Source organism: Ruegeria sp. N7, from assembly GCF_056531345.1.
Map to the genome: position 1 here is coordinate 18,875 of NZ_JBQFLR010000023.1, position 16,859 is coordinate 35,733.

Here is a 16,859-nt window from a genome sequence, read left to right on the forward strand (position 1 = left end):
CGATCAGCTCCGCTTCAGTTTCGGGTCCAGCGCGTCGCGCAACCCGTCGCCCATCAGGTTGATGGCAAGTACGGTGACCAGGATTGCGAGACCGGGGAAGGTGACAACCCACCATGCGCGCAGGATGAACTCGCGCGCTTCAGCCAGCATGGTGCCCCATTCCGGCGTGGGGGGCTGCGCGCCCATGCCCAGAAACCCAAGGGCCGCCGCGTCCAGAATAGCAGTCGAAAAAGACAGGGCCGCCTGCACGATGATCGGTGCCAGGCAATTGGGCAATACCGTGATGAACATCAGCCTCGACTTGCCAGCACCGGCCACACGGGCCGAGGTCACATAGTCTTTCTGCCGTTCCGCCAGAACCGAAGCGCGGGTCAGGCGCACGTAATGCGGCTGAAACACGATGGCGATGGCGATCATCGCGTTGGTCAGTGATGGGCCCAGAATAGCGACCAGAACAAGGGCAAGCAGCAGAGACGGGAAAGCCAGGACGATGTCCATCACCCGCATAATCAACGTATCAACCCATTTGGGCGCAAAACCCGACAGAAGGCCGACCATTACGCCGCCCGTTACGGCAACACAGACCACAACGATCCCCACAAAGAAGGAATAGCGTGAACCCATGATCAGCCGCGACAGCATATCCCTGCCCAATGGATCGGTGCCCAACGGGAAGGCCCAGCTTCCGCCTTCCTGCCAGGCAGGGGGTTGCAGGATATGGTCCCGGAACTGTTCGGTCGGATCATAGGGGGCCAACAAAGGGGCAAAGGCCGCACAGAACACAAAGGCGGCAAAAACCCACAACCCGATCACGGCACCGCGGTTTTCGCTGAAATAGTACCAGAACTCTCGCAGTGCGCTGGGACGATTTTCGGCCATTGGTTGGTTCGACGAAAGCTCGGTCATCATCGTCTCCGGATTTTGGGGTTGATGATGCCGTACAAAACATCGACCAGCAGGTTCACCAGCATCACGATCACCGCGATCATCAGCAAACCCCCTTGCACCACCGGGTAATCCCTGCGGAAAATACTGTCGACCATCCACTTGCCGATGCCCGGCCAGCTGAAGATGGTTTCAGTAAGAATTGCCCCCGCCAGCAACGTACCAACCGACAACCCGATCACCGTGACAACCGGTATCAGCGCGTTACGTAGCGCATGCAGCCCGTTTACCCGGGTCGGCGACAACCCTTTGGCACGTGCGGTGCGGATGTAATCCTCGCCCAGAACCTCCAGCATCGCCGACCGGGTCTGACGCGCGATCACTGCCAGCGGAATAGTACCCAGCACAATCGTCGGAAGGATCAGATGACGAACGGCCGACCCGAATGCGCCTTCCTGCCCGGACAAAAGACTGTCGATTAGCATAAAGCCAGTGACACTTGGGAAGTAATAAAGCAGGTCGATCCGGCCGGACACCGGTGTCCAGCCAAGATTGCCCGAAAACACGATAATCAGCAGCAGCGCCCACCAGAAGATGGGCATCGAATATCCGACCAATGCCGAAGACATCAGTGCCCTGTCAAAAAACTTCCCCCGGTTTACCGCCGCAATCACACCGGCAGGCAGACCCAATGCGATGGCGAAGATCATGGCGCAGAGCGAAAGTTCCATTGTCGCGGGGAACAGCGAAAAGAACTCCTCCCAGACCGGTTTTTTGGTGACAAAGCTTTCGCCAAGATCACCCTGCAATACCCCGGCAAGGTATTCCCAGTATTGCTGCAACACCGGTTTGTCGAAACCCAGCTTTTCTACCATTTCCTGATAGCGTTCTTCAGTCATGCCACGCTCGCCGGCCATGACGATGATCGGATCACCCGGCAGCACCCGGATGAACATGAATGAGATCAACGTCACGCCCAGAAAAGTCGGGACGAACAGGCCAATGCGGGTGAGTAAGTAACCAAACATCAGCGACCTATGATTGTAAGCTCTTTGGGGAAATGGGTCAGCGACCGGCAACCATCCACAGTGACAAGCACGTCATCTTCAATGCGAACGCCAAAACTTTCGAGCGCGTAGAGACCTGGTTCATTCGTCCAGACCATGCCCGGCAGAATTTTCTGGTGGTTTCCGCGCATGATATAAGGTGCCTCGTGCACATCCCGGCCAAGCCCGTGACCCGTTTTGGTACGTATACGATCCGCAAATGGCGAGGCCTCGAGCACGCTTATGACCGCATCGTCGATGTCATGGGCCGTTGCACCCGGGCGGCAAGCTTCGAACCCGGCTTTGTTGGCGCGCAGAACGGTATCGTAGACTTCCCTACCCTCGTCCGACACGTCTTGAACAAAGAAGGTTCGCGTGATGTCAGCAGCAAAACCATCTTTGCAGGCGCCGAAATCGAACAGTAACGCGTCGCCTGCCCTGATCTGGTAGTCGCTGCGCGCTTTCCCATGTGGCCGTGCAGAATTGTCGGCAGCCGCCACGATGGGCGAAAACGCCAGAGACTCGGCTCCTTCTGCAAACAGCGCCTGTATCAGGGCCTGCTCGACCTGTTTTTCAGTCTGACCGACGCGCACATCTGCAATCACACGACCCAGAGCACGTTCCGAGATATCGATGGCCGCCTGTATCGCAGCAATGTCTTCATCGGTTTTGATAATGCGCAGGCCCGAGATTTCGCGTTCACCGTCAACGATCCGCAAGTCCGGCATAGCACGTGTAAAAGCCGCAGAGACAAAAACCCGCATCACCTGACCTTCCACCGCAAGAGAGCGGATCGGCATATGTGCGGCCAAAGCAGTAAACGCATCATCATAACCGGTCTGATCGCGCCAATCGAAAACAGCGCCCTCGAACCCTACAAGATCCCATGACGCCAGTTCCAGATTGGGCACAATCGCTGCGGCCTGTCCCTCAGCCGGGACAATAACCACGAAAGGCCGCTCGTGGCTCATGAAAGCTTTTCCCAAAGCGCGGGTGAAGTTCGGGCCAGGCACAAGAGCTACTGCGTCGACTGACAGGTCCCGTGCCAGTTGACGATATTCGGACAGATCCGGCATTCAGGCCGACCTCCTCAATAAGAAAGCCGGAGCCGCCAAACAGGCGGCTCCGGTGAGTGAGTGGTGGCTTACTCGACGCTCACACCATAGAAGATGTGGCCGCCCAGCGGGTGCACTTTGTAGCCTTGCACCTTGTTGCTCATCGGCATGAATACAACCGAGTGAGCAATGGTTGCCCATGGGGCCTGCTCTTTGAACACGACCTGCGCTTCTTCATACAGCTTGGTCCGCTCGGCCTGATCGGTGCTTTGCTTGGCTTTCAGGATCAGATCCTCGAACGGCTGGTGGCACCATTGTGCACGGTTAGATGCTTCGACCCCGTCACAGCCCAGCAGAACGGCCAGGAAGTTGTCCGGATCGCCGTTATCCCCGGTCCAGCCCAGCAAAACAGCACCATCGCGGTTCAGTTCTTTCGAGCGTGACAGGTATTCGCCCCATTCGTATGAGACGATTTCGACGCCCACACCAACCTTGGCAAAATCCGCCTGGATCAGCTCGGCCATGCGGCGGGCATTGGGGTTATAGGGGCGCTGAACAGGCATCGCCCAGATCTTCATCGACAAGTCCGAGACACCTTCGGCATCAAGCATGGCCTTGGCCGCTTCGGGATCATAGGCATCGTCCACAATAGCGTCGTTATAGCCCCACATGGTTGGCGGGATCGGGTTCTTGGCAGCCTGGCCCGAGCCCTGGAAAACCACGTCGATGATCGCCTGTTTGTCGATCGCCATGTTCAACGCTTTGCGAACCTTGGGGTTGTCGAACGGCGCCATCGTGGTGTTGTAAGCCAGATACCCGACGTTCAGCCCTTCCTGCTCCATCATGTTGATGTCTGCATCATCCTTCATCGCCTGAATGTCAGCCGGGTTCGGGTAAGGCATCACATGGCATTCGCCAGCCTTCAGCTTCTGGTAGCGAACAGACGCGTCCGGCGTAATGGCAAAGATCAGGTTTTCGACCTGCGCCGGTTCCTTCCAGTAGTCGCCATTGGCCGCATAGCGGATCACCGCGTCTTTCTGGTAGGCCACGAACGAGAAAGGCCCGGTCCCGATGGGCGCGGTATTCAGTTTTTCAGGCGTTCCGGCAGCCATCATAGCATCGCCATATTCGGCTGACATGATCGATGCAAAATCCATCGCCATGTTCGCAACAAAGGGTGCCTCTGGCTTGGACAGGGTGAACTTCACCGTGTAGTCATCAATCTTTTCGATAGAAGAGACCAGATCCGGCATCCCCATACCCTGGAAGTATTCCCACGTGCCGCCAGACACTTGGTTATAGGGGTGGTTCTCGTCCTTTTGGCGCATGAAGGAAAAGATTACGTCATCAGCGTTGAAGTCGCGGGTCGGGGTGAATTCGTCATTCGAATGGAATTTGACACCCTGGCGCAGCTTGAACGTGTATTCCAGGCCATCATCACTGGCCTCGACACTTTCAGCCAGACCGGGGATCACATTGGTTGTACCGGTTTCGAATTCAAGCAACCGGTTGTAAATAGGATGCGACGAGGCATCAAAGGTAGTTCCTGCGGTAAACAGTGCAGGGTCAAACCCCTCGGGTGAACCTTCGGAACAATACACCAGGGTATTTGCCTGTGCCACGGCACCCGACAGGGCTATTGCCGTGGTTGCGGCCAGAAGATTGAGTTTCATGATTTTCTCCCAGAAATGGACTTGGCAAGACAATCGCAGGGCTCTTTGTCGTCAGAGCGTTCAGTGACAATACAGGTCGTTGCGATATCCCTGACAAATGTATCCAAAATACAAAACCTGTTGTCAACCGGCTCTGTCACTGACTTTCGTGAAAGATGCCTGTTGCCAGGGTGTGTCTTGAACCTGAAAGCGCCCTGCCCCAAGGAAATCACGAAGGGCAACACTTACATTCCACTGGGCCCGGCAGTTTGGCCACAGATATTGACTGTCATTGACCCGAAGTCATTCAGGTAAGAAAGGATATCTAACTTTGACTGTTAGCTGATGAAGCATCCTTGCGCATATCGCGAATGCAATCGTAGCCCAGCCAGAATAAGACTGTCAGTGCTACCAGAAATACGTAGGGAAGCAGCGAGATATGCATAACCAACACGCCATAGAACATGGCGGCGTACGCAGCGATTTGGACTATCACCAACAAACCCCACGCAACCATTCCCCAAAGATTGCGCGCTTTCCTCTGACCGGCCGAGTTGCGCAGGCTTTGACACTCTGCCTCGTTCACCACAGGGGACGCGGCACGCGTTGAATTGAGAATGCCGTTGGTGTCGAGCGCGCTGGATCGACATGCATCGAAACAAGGGGCCGCCTCTCGACAGGTGGGCGCAGTGTGTAGCATTGATTGAGTCCTTGGACATCTGGGGTTTGGCAGCGAGCCTTCACTGTGCCCCAAGACACCGACCCTCTGCACCATGCCGCGCGCGAGATCAGGTGCCACCGTTGCCGTCTTGCAATCATATCCAGCGGAGAAATGCCGATCCTCGCTCAGGCGCAGCATAAAACCGCACAAATAGTCGATTGGCCCGCGAAAACCGCGATCAGATGAGGTCTGAAGAACTTTCTCATGACCCTCGGTGGCTCATGACTTTTGGCGCGGTTTCGGAAGCGCACTAACCACCGAACAGGGACTTCGCATGCTTCCAGCGCTCTATTCTACTGCGTCCTTCGATGCTGAGGGCGAATACCCTGTACGCGTACCATGATCTCCTCGTTAGATAACCCATTAACTTCTAATAGGGGTTTCGGTTCAGGTATCGCTTACAAGTTCATTTGTGTACAAATTGGAAAGATTGCGCTCAAGTACATGTCATATCCAGCCTCCGAGGATGCCATGCCGATTGAACACGCCCCCTTCAGCCAAGCGGAATATGACCGCAGGATCGCCAAGACCCGAAGCGCTATGGAAAAAGCGGGGCTAGAGCTACTGTTTGTCACCGACCCTTCGAACCAGGCTTGGCTGACTGGCTATGATGGTTGGTCCTTTTACGTGCATCAGGGCGTATTGCTCGGCATGGAAGGTGAGCCGATTTGGTGGGGACGCCAGATGGATGCATTGGGTGGGTTGCGCACATGCTGGATGTCCAAGGACAACATTCGCGGCTATGCAGACCACTACGTTCAATCAACCATACGCCATCCCATGCAGGATCTGGCTGGCCACATTCGCGCGCTTGGGCTGAGCACCGCCCGCTTCGGCGTTGAGATGGAGAACTATTACTATTCCGCAAAGGCACACGAGGTTTTGGGCAAGGAATTGCCCGAAGCGACGCTGGTGGATGCGACGGCACTTGTAAACTGGCAGCGTCTGATCAAATCGGAAGAAGAAATTGTCTTTATTCGCAAGGCGGCCCGGATCTCCGAAAAAGTAATCCAAACGGCCATTGATCGCGCCGCAGTGGGCGTGCGCAAGAACAACCTTGTCGCAGATATCTTTCACGCCGGGATTACCGGGGTTGAGGATGATTGGGGGGATTACCCGGCTATTGTCCCTTTGACACCCTCAGGGCTGGATGCCACTGCCGCGCACCTGACATGGAATGGCGCACCGATGAAGAAGGGTGAAGCAACATTTTTCGAACTGTCCGGCTGCTATCGGCGCTATCACGCTCCGCTTTGCCGCACGGTATTTCTTGGCACTCCGCCGCCAGAAATGCGGGACGCGGAACGCGCACAGATCGAAGGGATAGCGGCGGGTCTGGAGGCTGCCCGGGCTGGCAAACGGACCAGCGACATTGCAAACGCTTTTCTTAAGGTTCTTGCACGTCACGGACTCGAACGGGAGGGGCGCATGGGATACCCTATCGGTCTGAGCTATCCGCCAGATTGGGGCGAACGGACAGCGTCGATCCGTGCCGAAGACGAGACCATTCTGCAGCCGGGCATGGTTTTCCATTTCATGCCTGCGCTATGGATGGACAGCTGGGGGCTTGAGACCACGGAAACCATTCTTATCACTGAAAACGGCCCCGCCGAAGCCCTGTGCAATATCGAGCGAAAGCTCTTTGTGAAAGACTAAGCCTTGAGCACCCTCGAAGACGCCAAGACCCTGCTGGGCGAACTGATCAGCTTCCCCACGGTTTCGTCAGACAGCAACCTGGACATGATCAAACACCTCGCGGACCGGTTGAGCGATTGCGGTGCAGAGGTTGAAATATGGCATGATGAAACCGGCACCAAAGCCAATCTTTTTGCCACATTGGGCCCAAAGCGCGACGGTGGTATCGTTCTGTCAGGCCATTCCGATGTAGTGCCTGTCGCCGATCAGGACTGGTCCTCGGACCCGTTCGTGATGGAGGAGCGGGACGGCAAGTGGTTTGGACGCGGAACCTGCGATATGAAAGGGTTTATAGCGGCGGCAGTCGTCATGGCCCCGTATTACGCAAAGCTGGACCTTCAGCGCCCGGTGCATTTTGCCTTTACCTATGATGAAGAAATCGGCTGTTTTGGCGCGCAGGCTTTGGCCAAAACCCTGCGGGAGAAAGCGATCAAACCCGCTGTGGTCATCATCGGCGAGCCCACCTCGATGCGCATCATCGAAGGCCACAAGGGCTGCTATGAATATACAGCGCATTTTACCGGGTTCGAAGGCCATGGCTCGGCCCCCGAGCGCGGCGTTAACGCTGTCGAATACGCAGTGCAATACGTGTCGAAACTGCTGGCGCTGAAGGCTGATTTGCAAGGGCGAGCACCGGAAAACAGCCCGTTCGACCCGCCATGGACAACAATAAATACCGGTTCGCTGGTGGGCGGGGTGGCCCATAATGTGATCCCCGGTAAGGCGCGGGTCGATTGGGAGATGCGACCAGTGCAAAAGGCGGATGCGGATTACGTCAAAGACGAACTGCACCGGTTTTGCGCGCAAACCCTGATCCCGGCAATGCAGACTGTTCATCCCGATGCCGGTATCAAGACCGAAGTAATCGGTGAGGTCGACGGGCTGGAGCCAATGGACGACAACGAAGCGCGTGACCTTGTGATGGAACTGACAGGGGCAAATGGCGCCGACGTTGTACCTTTCGGCACCGAGGCCGGGATATTCCAGCAGTTGGGGATGAGCGTCGTTGTCTGCGGCCCCGGATCAATCGATCAAGCGCATAAACCCGATGAATACGTCTCGGTCGACCAAATGGCCCAATGCCTTGATATGCTTGGGCGATTATCTTCGAAGCTGGAATAGATGATGACCTCGGCCCGCGCGGTATCGATATTCTGGTTGGGTGCACCGGTTCTGTTCGTGCTGTTCTGGGCGGGTGGCTACAGCTTTGCCAAGCTGGGGCTGCCCTATGTGGAACCGATGACCATGCTTGCGATCCGTTATGGTCTGGCTGTTCTGTGTCTTCTGCCGCTGCTGGCGGTGTTCCGCCCTGCCCTGCCGCGTGATCCGGCGCACTGGGCCGCGATGGCGGCAAGTGGGTTTCTTATTCAATGTGTTTACTTCGGTCTGGCCTATCAGGCGATGAAACAGGGGTTGGGTGCCGGCACCACTGCCATCGTGATGGCCTTGCAACCTGCACTTGTCGCCGCCTTCTCTCCGTTGGTCGGAGAAGCGCGTGGACGGCCCGTGATGTGGGTTGGCCTGGCGCTGGGTTTTGCGGGGGTTGCAATCAGCGTCTTTGACAAGACTAGCGCAGTGCCTCTTTCCGCCGGGCTGCTTGCGGTTAGTGCATTGGTCGGCCTGACCGCCGCCACTTTGCTGGAAAAACGTCACGGGCGGCGCAGCGACCCAGTGTTGGGTGGTGCTGTTCAATATGTGATCGGATTTGCCGTGCTGCTTCCCATCGCAATGGCGACCGAAACGATGGAAGTCACCTGGCATCCAAACCTGATCCTTTCCCTTGCGTATCTGGTCATCGCCAATTCCCTGATCTCGATCAGCCTCTATGTCGCACTTGTTCAGCGCGGCGACGCGACCCGCGTGTCCACATTGCTTTACCTTGTCACCCCTTTGGCAATTGCACTGGCCTGGATGATCCTGGGCGAGCCGGTCACCTGGCGCATCGCCTTTGGTTTCGCTCTCTGCCTCGCAGGCGTATATATCGTGCGGAAATCCAAAGATTGACGCCTATGGCAGTTTTCGATCGGACACCGGAAATTCAAAGCCTGCGACCAGTTCAATAATGGAAACCACCTGAACCGAGATCACATCCGTCAGGAAAGCGCATTCAGATAGCTTTTGATCGTCGTCCGGCTTCCGTGCTGCCAGATCCGCGGCAACCAGCGTATGAAGGCTTCTGCGAACTGAGCTTCACGGCCAGTACTTCCGTACAGGTTTGCTGCCTCAAGCCACTTTTCGGGCTGTTCCCTGGCGGCAAGGGCCGCACTCTGCAAATCGCTCCAGATGGGATCATTGGGCGCAATCTCTGATCCATCCTCACGCAGACCGGCGCACATCCGGCACCAGAAAGCTTCAACCAGCGCCAACCCAGTAACAGATGTACCCGAGGCCAGTGCATCGCGAAGCGACGGGAGCAAGAATCCGGGGTGTCGTGCAGACCCATCAAAGGCCACGCGCCGCGTGGTGTCGTGAATAGCCGTGTTCGAAAACCTGCGATTGACCAGATCCAGATACTGTTCCGGTGTCATCCCGGGAACTGCAATGGCATGAGGAAGAATTTCTTCGGTCTGTACTTTCAGGAAGAATGCCGAAATTTCCCGGTCGTTCATGCAGTCCGCGATTGTGGGGATGTTCAGAACCTCACCCACATTCGCCAGAATCTGGTGCCCGCCGTTCAGAATACGTAGTTTCAGGGTTTCATATGCGTGTACGTCTTTGGTGATCGTAACGCCGACATTCTCCAACATCGGCCGCCCGGCACAGAAATCGTCTTCAATCACCCATTGGCGGAAATTCTCGTGTGACACCGGAACGCAGTCTTCAATTCCCAGGGCGCGGGTCTGGGTTCGGACATGATCAGTGGTTGCGGGAACAATGCAATCCACCATCGAATTCGGGAACGCCCCGTTCTGATCGATCCAATCCGCAAGATCAGGGTCCGTAAGGCGTGCCAGTTCAACAACGCAATTGCGCAGGATGGTTCCGTTGCCCTGAAGGTTGTCACAGCTTAATGCCGTAAAGGGCAGATGCCCGGCGGCACGGCGATTGCCAAGTGCTGCCACTATGGCACCAAAGACCGTGCGAGGCTGTTGCGGGTTTTGCACGTCGTGTCGAATGTCATCGTGGTCCACGTCGAAAACACCCGACTTGGCATCCAGAAAATAGCCACCTTCCGTAACGGTAAGGGACACGATCCGGATGGCGGGATCGGACATTTTCCTGATCAGAGGCGCATTTTGGGGTTCAATGGGCAGATAGTCGATCAACGGGCCGATGACTTCGGCCGAAACACCGGACGGGTCAAGCTCGATCAAAGTTGTCAGACAGTCCTGCCGGATCAGCTTTTCGCGCATGTCCGCGTCATAGGCCCGAACGCCGGCCCCGATGATCGCCCAGTCCTGGGCCAACCCTTTTTGCATAAGCCTGTGGATGTACCACGCCTGATGCGCACGGTGAAAATTCCCAAGTCCGATATGAACAATCCCAGGTGCCATATCTTCTCGCCGGTATCCGGGTTTCTTGATATCTGCCGGAAGCGCCCCAAGGTGGTCGAGGCGCAGCTCTACCGGTGTTATGTCCGCCAAAGGGGTCATCAGCTCATCCAGTTTCCGCCATCGACATTGTAAGTCTGGGCCACGATGTATTCCGCTTCATCAGACGCCAGAAACACAGCCATCCCGGTCAAATCCTCGGCACGTCCCATACGGCCGAACGGTACCGCTGATGCAACTTCGCGCTTCTTCTGTCCCGGTTGTTTATTTTCATACTTCGCAAAGAAGGCATCGACGCCATCCCAATGTTCTCCATCCACAACACCAGGTGCGATCGCATTCACATTTATCCCGTGAGCGATCAGATTGAGTCCCGCTGACTGCGTCAAAGAGATTACGGCAGCCTTGCTGGCGCAGTAAACGGCGACCAGAGATTCGCCACGCCGACCAGCCTGTGAGGCCAGATTGATGATCCGGCCTTTGACATTGGCGTCGATCATGTGTCGCGCAACAGCCTGCAATGTAAACAGGGTGCCCGAGACATTGATATCGAAGACGCGTTGGTAATCGGCGCGGTCGATTTCGGTGATGGGTGCCGCTGAAAAAACGGCGGCATTGTTGATCAGAATGTCAATCTGGCCGAACTGATCCACTGTGCGCGCAACAGCATTGTCGACGCTGTCCTGATCAGCGACATTCATTTCGACCGCCATTGCTGCGTCACCTATTTCCGAGGCTGCGGCTTGCGCCCGCGTGATATCAATGTCGGCAATGGCCACACGCGCACCTTCGGCGACGTAAGCTTTTGCAAAGGCCAGCCCGATTCCGCGCGCAGCCCCGGTAATGAGCGCGGTTTTTCCGTCCAGTCGCTTCATTCGATCCGCAGCCCTTGGGCGTCAAAACGATGAAGCACGTCGGCACGTGGCGTCAGGTAGATACGGTCGCCATGCCTAAATCCAACCTCTCCGTCCGCGCGCACCGTGATTGTTTCCGCCAGACCGGTTTCATGTATGTGGAAAAACGTATCTGATCCAAGATGTTCGGACACGCCGACGACACCGCTCCAGGTTCCTTCGTTCTCGGACACAGCAATATGTTCGGGGCGGATACCGATTGTATGTGCGCCGTGTTTTGCAGCCTCTTCGCCTTCGATAAAGTTCATCTTGGGCGAACCGATGAACCCGGCGACAAAAAGGTTTCGCGGCGTTCGATATAGGTCCAGCGGGCTTCCGACCTGCTCGATCACACCAGCCTGAAGCACGACGATCTTGTCGGCCATCGTCATCGCTTCGACCTGATCATGGGTCACATAGATCATGGTTGTCGCCAACCGCTCGTGCAACTCGCTGATCTCCAAACGCATGCCAACGCGCAGCGCGGCGTCCAGGTTGGACAGCGGCTCATCGAACAGAAACGCTGCGGGTTCGCGGACAATGGCACGCCCGATGGCCACACGCTGGCGCTGGCCACCAGACAGTTGGCCGGGGCGGCGATCCAGATAGTCGGTCAGGTTCAGAACCTGCGCGGCCCCTTCCACACGTTTGTCGATTTCGGCCTGATCCAGTTTTGCCATCCGCAAGGGAAAGGCGATGTTCTTGCGAACGGACATGTGCGGGTACAAGGCATAAGACTGGAAAACCATCGCCAGACCGCGTTTTGCAGGTGGTACGTTTGTTGCATCGGCCCCATCAATGTCGATGGAGCCAGAGGTGATGTCCTCCAACCCCGCAATCAGGCGCAGCAAAGTGGACTTACCGCAACCCGATGGCCCGACGAACACCGTGAACTCTCCGTCTTCGATGGTCAGATCCAGTGGCGGGATAACCTGCACGTCGCCAAAGCTTTTGGTCACGGACTTGAGTTGAATACGTCCCATGAGAAGTTTTCCTTATTTCACAGCGCCAAAAGTCAGGCCGCGGACAAGTTGTTTCTGGCTAAACCAGCCAAGGATCAGGATCGGTGCAATGGCCATTGTCGAAGCCGCGCTGAGCTTGGCAAAGAACAGGCCCTCGGGGCTGGAATAGCTGGCGATAAATGCGGTCAGCGGGGCCGCGTCAACGGCTGTCAGGTTGAGGGTCCAGAATGCCTCGTTCCAGGCAAGAATGAAGTTCAGCAAAACAGTCGAAGCGATGCCCGGTACAGCCATGGGTGTCAGGATGTGCAGGATTTCCTCTTTCAGCGTTGCCCCGTCCATCCGCGCAGCTTCAAGAATTTCACCGGGAATTTCGCGAAAGTAGGTGTAGAGCATCCAGACGATGATCGGCAAGTTGATCAGCATCAACACGACAACCAGTCCACCTCGTGTATCAAGCAGCCCCAGACGGATGAACAGCAGGTAGATCGGGTAAAGGACACCGACTGCCGGCAACATCTTGGTAGAGAGCATCCAAAGCAGAATGTCCTTTGTACGTTTCGAAGGAACAAACGCCATTGCCCATGCTGCCGGTACGGCAATGATCACACCCAACAGGGTTGACCCGCCTGCGATGATGACCGAGTTCCAAAGGAAACGCATGTAGTTCGAGCGTTCCTGCACGACAGCATAGTTCTCGAGCGTCCAGTCGAAGTTCAGGAACAGTGGCGGGCTTGCGATGGCCTGTGCTTCGGTTTTGAAGCTGGTCAGGATGGTCCAGAGGATCGGGAAAAAGATCAGCAGACCTACGGCCCAGGCCAGGGCAGTGTTCAGCGACTTGCGTTGGATTGTAACGGTGCGGGCCATGGTTTTACCTCTTCACGCGTCTAGGTTCTTGCCGACGATGCGCATCAGGAAGACCGCAACGATATTGGCGAGAATGATCGCATAGACACCTCCGGCTGATCCGAGACCGACATTCTGGCTTTCCAAAACGCGCTGGAAGATCAGGTAGGTGAGTGTACGGGTGCCGAACGCGCCACCGGTGGTGACGAAAATCTCGGCAAAGATCGAAAGCAGAAAGATTGTCTGGATCAGGATTACGATTGTGATTGCACGGCTCAGGTGCGGCAGAATGATGTGGTAGAACCGCTTGAGCGGCGGTGCGCCATCCATTTCAGCGGCTTCCAGTTGCTCACTGTCCAGCGACTGGATTGCGGTCAAAAGGATCAGTGTCGCAAATGGCAACCATTGCCACGACACGATCATGATAATCGAAGTCATTGAAGCTTCGGACAACCACGAGACCGGTTCAGCCCCGAAAAAGCGCCACAGATGGGCCAACAACCCGTTGACCGGGTCCATGAACATGTTTTTCCAGACCAGAGCTGACACAGTCGGCATAACAAAGAATGGTGCAATAACGAGGATGCGCACCACCCCCTGGCCCCACATCGGTTGATCCAGAAGCATGGCGAGCAGGATGCCCAGTAAGACCGTAATCGCCAACACGCCAATAACAATGACAAGCGTTGCCTGTACGGCGGGCCAGAACGAACTGGACGAAACAAACCGGATATAGTTGTCGAAACCCACCCATCCGAGATCACCGCCCCGCAAGGGAAGGTATTTCTTGAAGGAAAAATACAGGGTCATCGTCAGCGGCACGAGCATCCAGCCAAGCAGCAGCACCACTGCGGGTGCCATCATCAGGCGTGCAACTGATCTGGAATGTTGAGTTGCCATTGTGCAAGACCTCTCTGTTCAGGCGTAAGGCAGCCTGCGAGAAAAACACGAATTGTGGAAGTGGGAGCAGGGGACAGAAGGTCTGCCCCCCGCTGGGAAGGTTGCCTCAGTATCCTGCGGCTTCCATCTCTTCTGCTGTGAAGGCCTGCGCTTTGGCAAGCGCCTCATCCACCGTTTGCTGTCCGGCATAGACGGCCGAGAACTCCTGGCTGACTTGCGTGGCGATACCCGCAAATTCCGGAATTGCCGCAAACTGAACGCCAACATAAGGCACCGGCTTCACTGTCGGGTTGCTTGGATCGGCAGACAGGATCGAGTTCAACGTCATCTGAGCGAATGGAACTTCCTGATAGTTAGGGTTTTCGTACAGCGATTTGCGCGCACCCGGCGGCACGTTCGCCCAACCTTCGGCTGCGGCAACCAGTTCAATATAGTCCTTGGACGTGGCCCACTCGATGAATTGTTTGGCTGCATCCTGTTTTTGTGTGCCCGCTGGAATGGCCAGCGCCCAGGCCCAGAGCCAGTTGGACCGCTTGCCCAAACCGGTGTCTGGCGCAAGAGCAAAGCCAACGTGATCCGCCACTGTCGAGTCGTTGGGGTTGGTCACGAAAGAGGCTGCAACTGTCGCATCGATCCACATGCCGCACTTGCCCTGCTGGAACAGCGACAGGTTTTCATTGAAGCCGTTGGTGGCATATCCGGCCGGTCCGGATTCCGACATCATTCCAACGTAGAAATTCAGCGTTTCCGCCCATTCGGGCTGGTCGAATTGCGGCTTCCAGTCTTCGTCAAACCAACGTGCACCAAACGAGTTGGACATGGCCGTAATGAACGCACCACCTTCACCCCAACCTGCCTTACCACGCAGGCAGATGCCGTTGATGTCGTTGTCACGATCGGTCATGGCAGCCGCGGCTTCACGGATGAATTGCCATGTAGGTGCTTCGGGCATTTCCAGACCGGCCTTTTCCATCAGGTCGGTGCGGTACATGATCATCGAGCTTTCGCCATAAAACGGCGCAGCGTAAAGCGTGCCATCATGGCTCAACCCGCCTGCCATCGCAGGCAGCAGATCACCAACATCATATTCATCGGACAAACCGTCCAGCGGTACCAGCCAGCCGTTCGCGCCCCAGATCGGAGTTTCGTACATGCCGATGGTCATGATATCGAACTGACCGCCCTTGGTCGTGATGTCGGTGGTCACGCGCTGACGCAGTACGTTTTCTTCAAGCGTCACCCACTCGACATCGATGCCGGTCGCTTTAGAGAAATCGTCTGTGTAGCCCTGCATCCGGATCATGTCGCCATTGTTGACGGTCGCGATCGTGATGGTTTCCGCTTGGGCTGCTGCCGTTGCGACGAAAGTCAACGCAGTCGCCGCACGAAGTGCGTTCTTCAAATACATCCCTGTCCTCCCTGAGCTTGGATGCTGTACAGAGACCCTAGTTTATAAATTGTCGCGGCGTCAATAATAACTTTACGCGCGTTAAGTTTTAATTCACGCGGATTCTCTCAAGACAAGCCGCGCAGGAAACAGAGTTTCCGTCCGATCGTCAAATTTTCCGCCGCTTTCAATGAGTTCAAACAAGGTGTCCACACTGCGCCCAGCCACGTTGTCATAATCATGCGCAGCTGTTGTCAGCGATGGGCAGGTAAATTTTGCAAAGGGGTGGTCGTCATTTGATGCGACACGGAGTGAGCAATCTTCCTTTCGCCCAACCCGAATCCCCTGCTCATAACAGGCTGCCAGAAATCCGATTGCAAGACGGTCATTGCTGCACAAAACTGAATTCGTCCTGAGAGCACCTTTCTCCAACACTCTCAAAGCACCCTGATGCCCGATCTCTTCAAACGCCCAGCCTTCACCATCGATTTTTATGACATGGGGCTCGAACCCCAGACGTTCCATAACCTCAATATATGCCTTGCGTCGCTTGTTGGCGTTTGGGTTTGCTGGCGTGCGCATTTCAAAGAAAGACGGAGGTTCACCCGTCCGGGTCATGTATTCCACGGTTTGGGAAACAAAACTGAAATTGTCCGACCCTATAAAGGCTGCACCCAAACCTTCGAGGTTGCTGTCAAACAGAACTGTTGGCACCTCGGCGCAAAATTTCTCGATGTGAGCTCGGTCCGACCCGCGCCCCAAAGGAGCAAACAGTACTCCGGCCGGCTTGAGCGACCGCAGGCTGTCGAGTATTTCGTTCTCGAGTTCCTGCTCACCATGCGAGCTGAAAAGAGATGGACGATACCCGGCCGCAATACAGCTCTGCTCGAGGTATCTGGCCATCTCGGCAAAAAATGGATCGGCAAGATAGGGAACAACGATACCGATATTCTTGGTCAGCTTTCGGTTCTGGTTCACCGCATAGATATTTGGACGGTAATCGAACTTTTCCAATGCTTCTTCGATACGCGCCCGCGTAGAGGAACGAACGCTTTCCGGGTCGTGGAAATATTTGGAAACCGTTGGCCGAGAAATCCCGCTCAGGGCCGCGAACTCCTCCATATTTCTTATTTTTACCATACCTACCCGCTTGCGGAACTCTTTTGCTTTGACCTTACATTTTCTTTACGCGCGACAATAAATCAATAGGCAGCCGTATCCGCGCGAATGGCCAGATGCGTGACACCAACGCCGACAGGCGAAAACCTCCTGATCACGTCGCGAAGTTCTGGACTTGAGCCCAATATACCGACCCCCAGCGCGGCCATC

15 protein-coding genes are annotated in these 16,859 nt (G+C 55.9%); 3 read left to right on the forward strand and 12 right to left on the reverse strand.

The window, feature by feature from the left end; genetic code table 11:
- Positions 1–3 precede the first annotated feature (3 nt).
- The 4 genes from ACR0ES_RS18455 to ACR0ES_RS18470 all read right to left on the reverse strand — a co-directional run bounded on the left by ACR0ES_RS18455 (position 4) and on the right by ACR0ES_RS18470 (position 4,659).
- On the reverse strand, positions 4–906 hold the full coding sequence (locus ACR0ES_RS18455; protein ID WP_480488831.1) for an ABC transporter permease subunit: 903 nt from the start codon (positions 904–906) through the stop codon (positions 4–6).
- Complete coding sequence (locus tag ACR0ES_RS18460) at positions 906–1,913, reverse strand: ABC transporter permease subunit (RefSeq protein ID WP_480477613.1); 1,008 nt, start codon at positions 1,911–1,913, stop codon at positions 906–908. Before ACR0ES_RS18460 ends, ACR0ES_RS18455 begins: the two co-directional genes overlap by 1 nt.
- On the reverse strand, positions 1,913–3,007 hold the full coding sequence (locus ACR0ES_RS18465; protein ID WP_480871468.1) for a M24 family metallopeptidase: 1,095 nt from the start codon (positions 3,005–3,007) through the stop codon (positions 1,913–1,915). Before ACR0ES_RS18465 ends, ACR0ES_RS18460 begins: the two co-directional genes overlap by 1 nt.
- Before the next feature lie 68 nt (positions 3,008–3,075).
- The gene (locus ACR0ES_RS18470; RefSeq protein ID WP_480488827.1) at positions 3,076–4,659 is read right to left on the reverse strand and encodes an ABC transporter substrate-binding protein; all 1,584 of its coding nucleotides are present in this window, start codon (positions 4,657–4,659) and stop codon (positions 3,076–3,078) included.
- A gap of 1,144 nt (positions 4,660–5,803) precedes the next feature.
- Between ACR0ES_RS18470 and ACR0ES_RS18475 the strand changes: the two genes are divergently transcribed.
- Genes ACR0ES_RS18475 through ACR0ES_RS18485 form a run of 3 tightly spaced genes read left to right on the forward strand, consistent with a single transcriptional unit; the run spans position 5,804 to position 9,058 of the window.
- Positions 5,804–7,015 carry a M24 family metallopeptidase gene (locus ACR0ES_RS18475; RefSeq protein ID WP_480871469.1) on the forward strand — a complete coding sequence of 404 codons (1,212 nt, stop codon included), beginning with the start codon at positions 5,804–5,806 and terminating at the stop codon, positions 7,013–7,015.
- Between the two features lie 3 nt (positions 7,016–7,018).
- The gene (argE, locus tag ACR0ES_RS18480) at positions 7,019–8,176 is read left to right on the forward strand and encodes an acetylornithine deacetylase (RefSeq protein WP_480484642.1); all 1,158 of its coding nucleotides are present in this window, start codon (positions 7,019–7,021) and stop codon (positions 8,174–8,176) included.
- Positions 8,177–9,058 carry a DMT family transporter gene (locus ACR0ES_RS18485; protein WP_480484641.1) on the forward strand — a complete coding sequence of 294 codons (882 nt, stop codon included), beginning with the start codon at positions 8,177–8,179 and terminating at the stop codon, positions 9,056–9,058.
- An 89-nt stretch (positions 9,059–9,147) separates the two neighbouring features.
- Here the strand turns inward: ACR0ES_RS18485 and ACR0ES_RS18490 are convergent, their stop codons facing one another.
- From ACR0ES_RS18490 to ACR0ES_RS18525, 8 genes are all read right to left on the reverse strand, one after another.
- Positions 9,148–10,647, reverse strand: coding sequence for a mannitol dehydrogenase family protein (locus ACR0ES_RS18490; RefSeq protein WP_480774342.1), 1,500 nt, complete (start codon positions 10,645–10,647; stop codon positions 9,148–9,150).
- A complete protein-coding gene (locus ACR0ES_RS18495) occupies positions 10,647–11,420 on the reverse strand; it encodes an L-iditol 2-dehydrogenase (protein WP_480774343.1) in 774 nt (257 codons plus the stop codon). The genes ACR0ES_RS18490 and ACR0ES_RS18495 overlap by 1 nt, the downstream gene beginning before the upstream one ends.
- Positions 11,417–12,421: an ABC transporter ATP-binding protein gene (locus tag ACR0ES_RS18500; RefSeq protein WP_480508256.1), complete on the reverse strand. Its 1,005-nt coding sequence runs from the start codon at positions 12,419–12,421 to the stop codon at positions 11,417–11,419. Before ACR0ES_RS18500 ends, ACR0ES_RS18495 begins: the two co-directional genes overlap by 4 nt.
- Before the next feature lie 12 nt (positions 12,422–12,433).
- Positions 12,434–13,264, reverse strand: coding sequence for a carbohydrate ABC transporter permease (locus ACR0ES_RS18505; RefSeq protein ID WP_209506825.1), 831 nt, complete (start codon positions 13,262–13,264; stop codon positions 12,434–12,436).
- 12 nt (positions 13,265–13,276) lie between these two features.
- Positions 13,277–14,143, reverse strand: a complete 867-nt coding sequence (locus ACR0ES_RS18510) for a carbohydrate ABC transporter permease (RefSeq protein WP_480488815.1) — start codon at positions 14,141–14,143, stop codon at positions 13,277–13,279.
- A 106-nt stretch (positions 14,144–14,249) separates the two neighbouring features.
- A complete protein-coding gene (locus ACR0ES_RS18515) occupies positions 14,250–15,551 on the reverse strand; it encodes an ABC transporter substrate-binding protein (RefSeq protein ID WP_480484636.1) in 1,302 nt (433 codons plus the stop codon).
- Positions 15,552–15,644: 93 nt separating this feature from the next.
- Entirely contained in the window at positions 15,645–16,670 is a 1,026-nt protein-coding gene (locus ACR0ES_RS18520; protein WP_480774344.1) for a LacI family DNA-binding transcriptional regulator, read from the reverse strand.
- A gap of 62 nt (positions 16,671–16,732) precedes the next feature.
- The gene (locus ACR0ES_RS18525) at positions 16,733–16,858 is read right to left on the reverse strand and encodes a hypothetical protein (protein ID WP_480871470.1); all 126 of its coding nucleotides are present in this window, start codon (positions 16,856–16,858) and stop codon (positions 16,733–16,735) included.
- Between the last annotated feature and the right edge of the window lies 1 nt (position 16,859).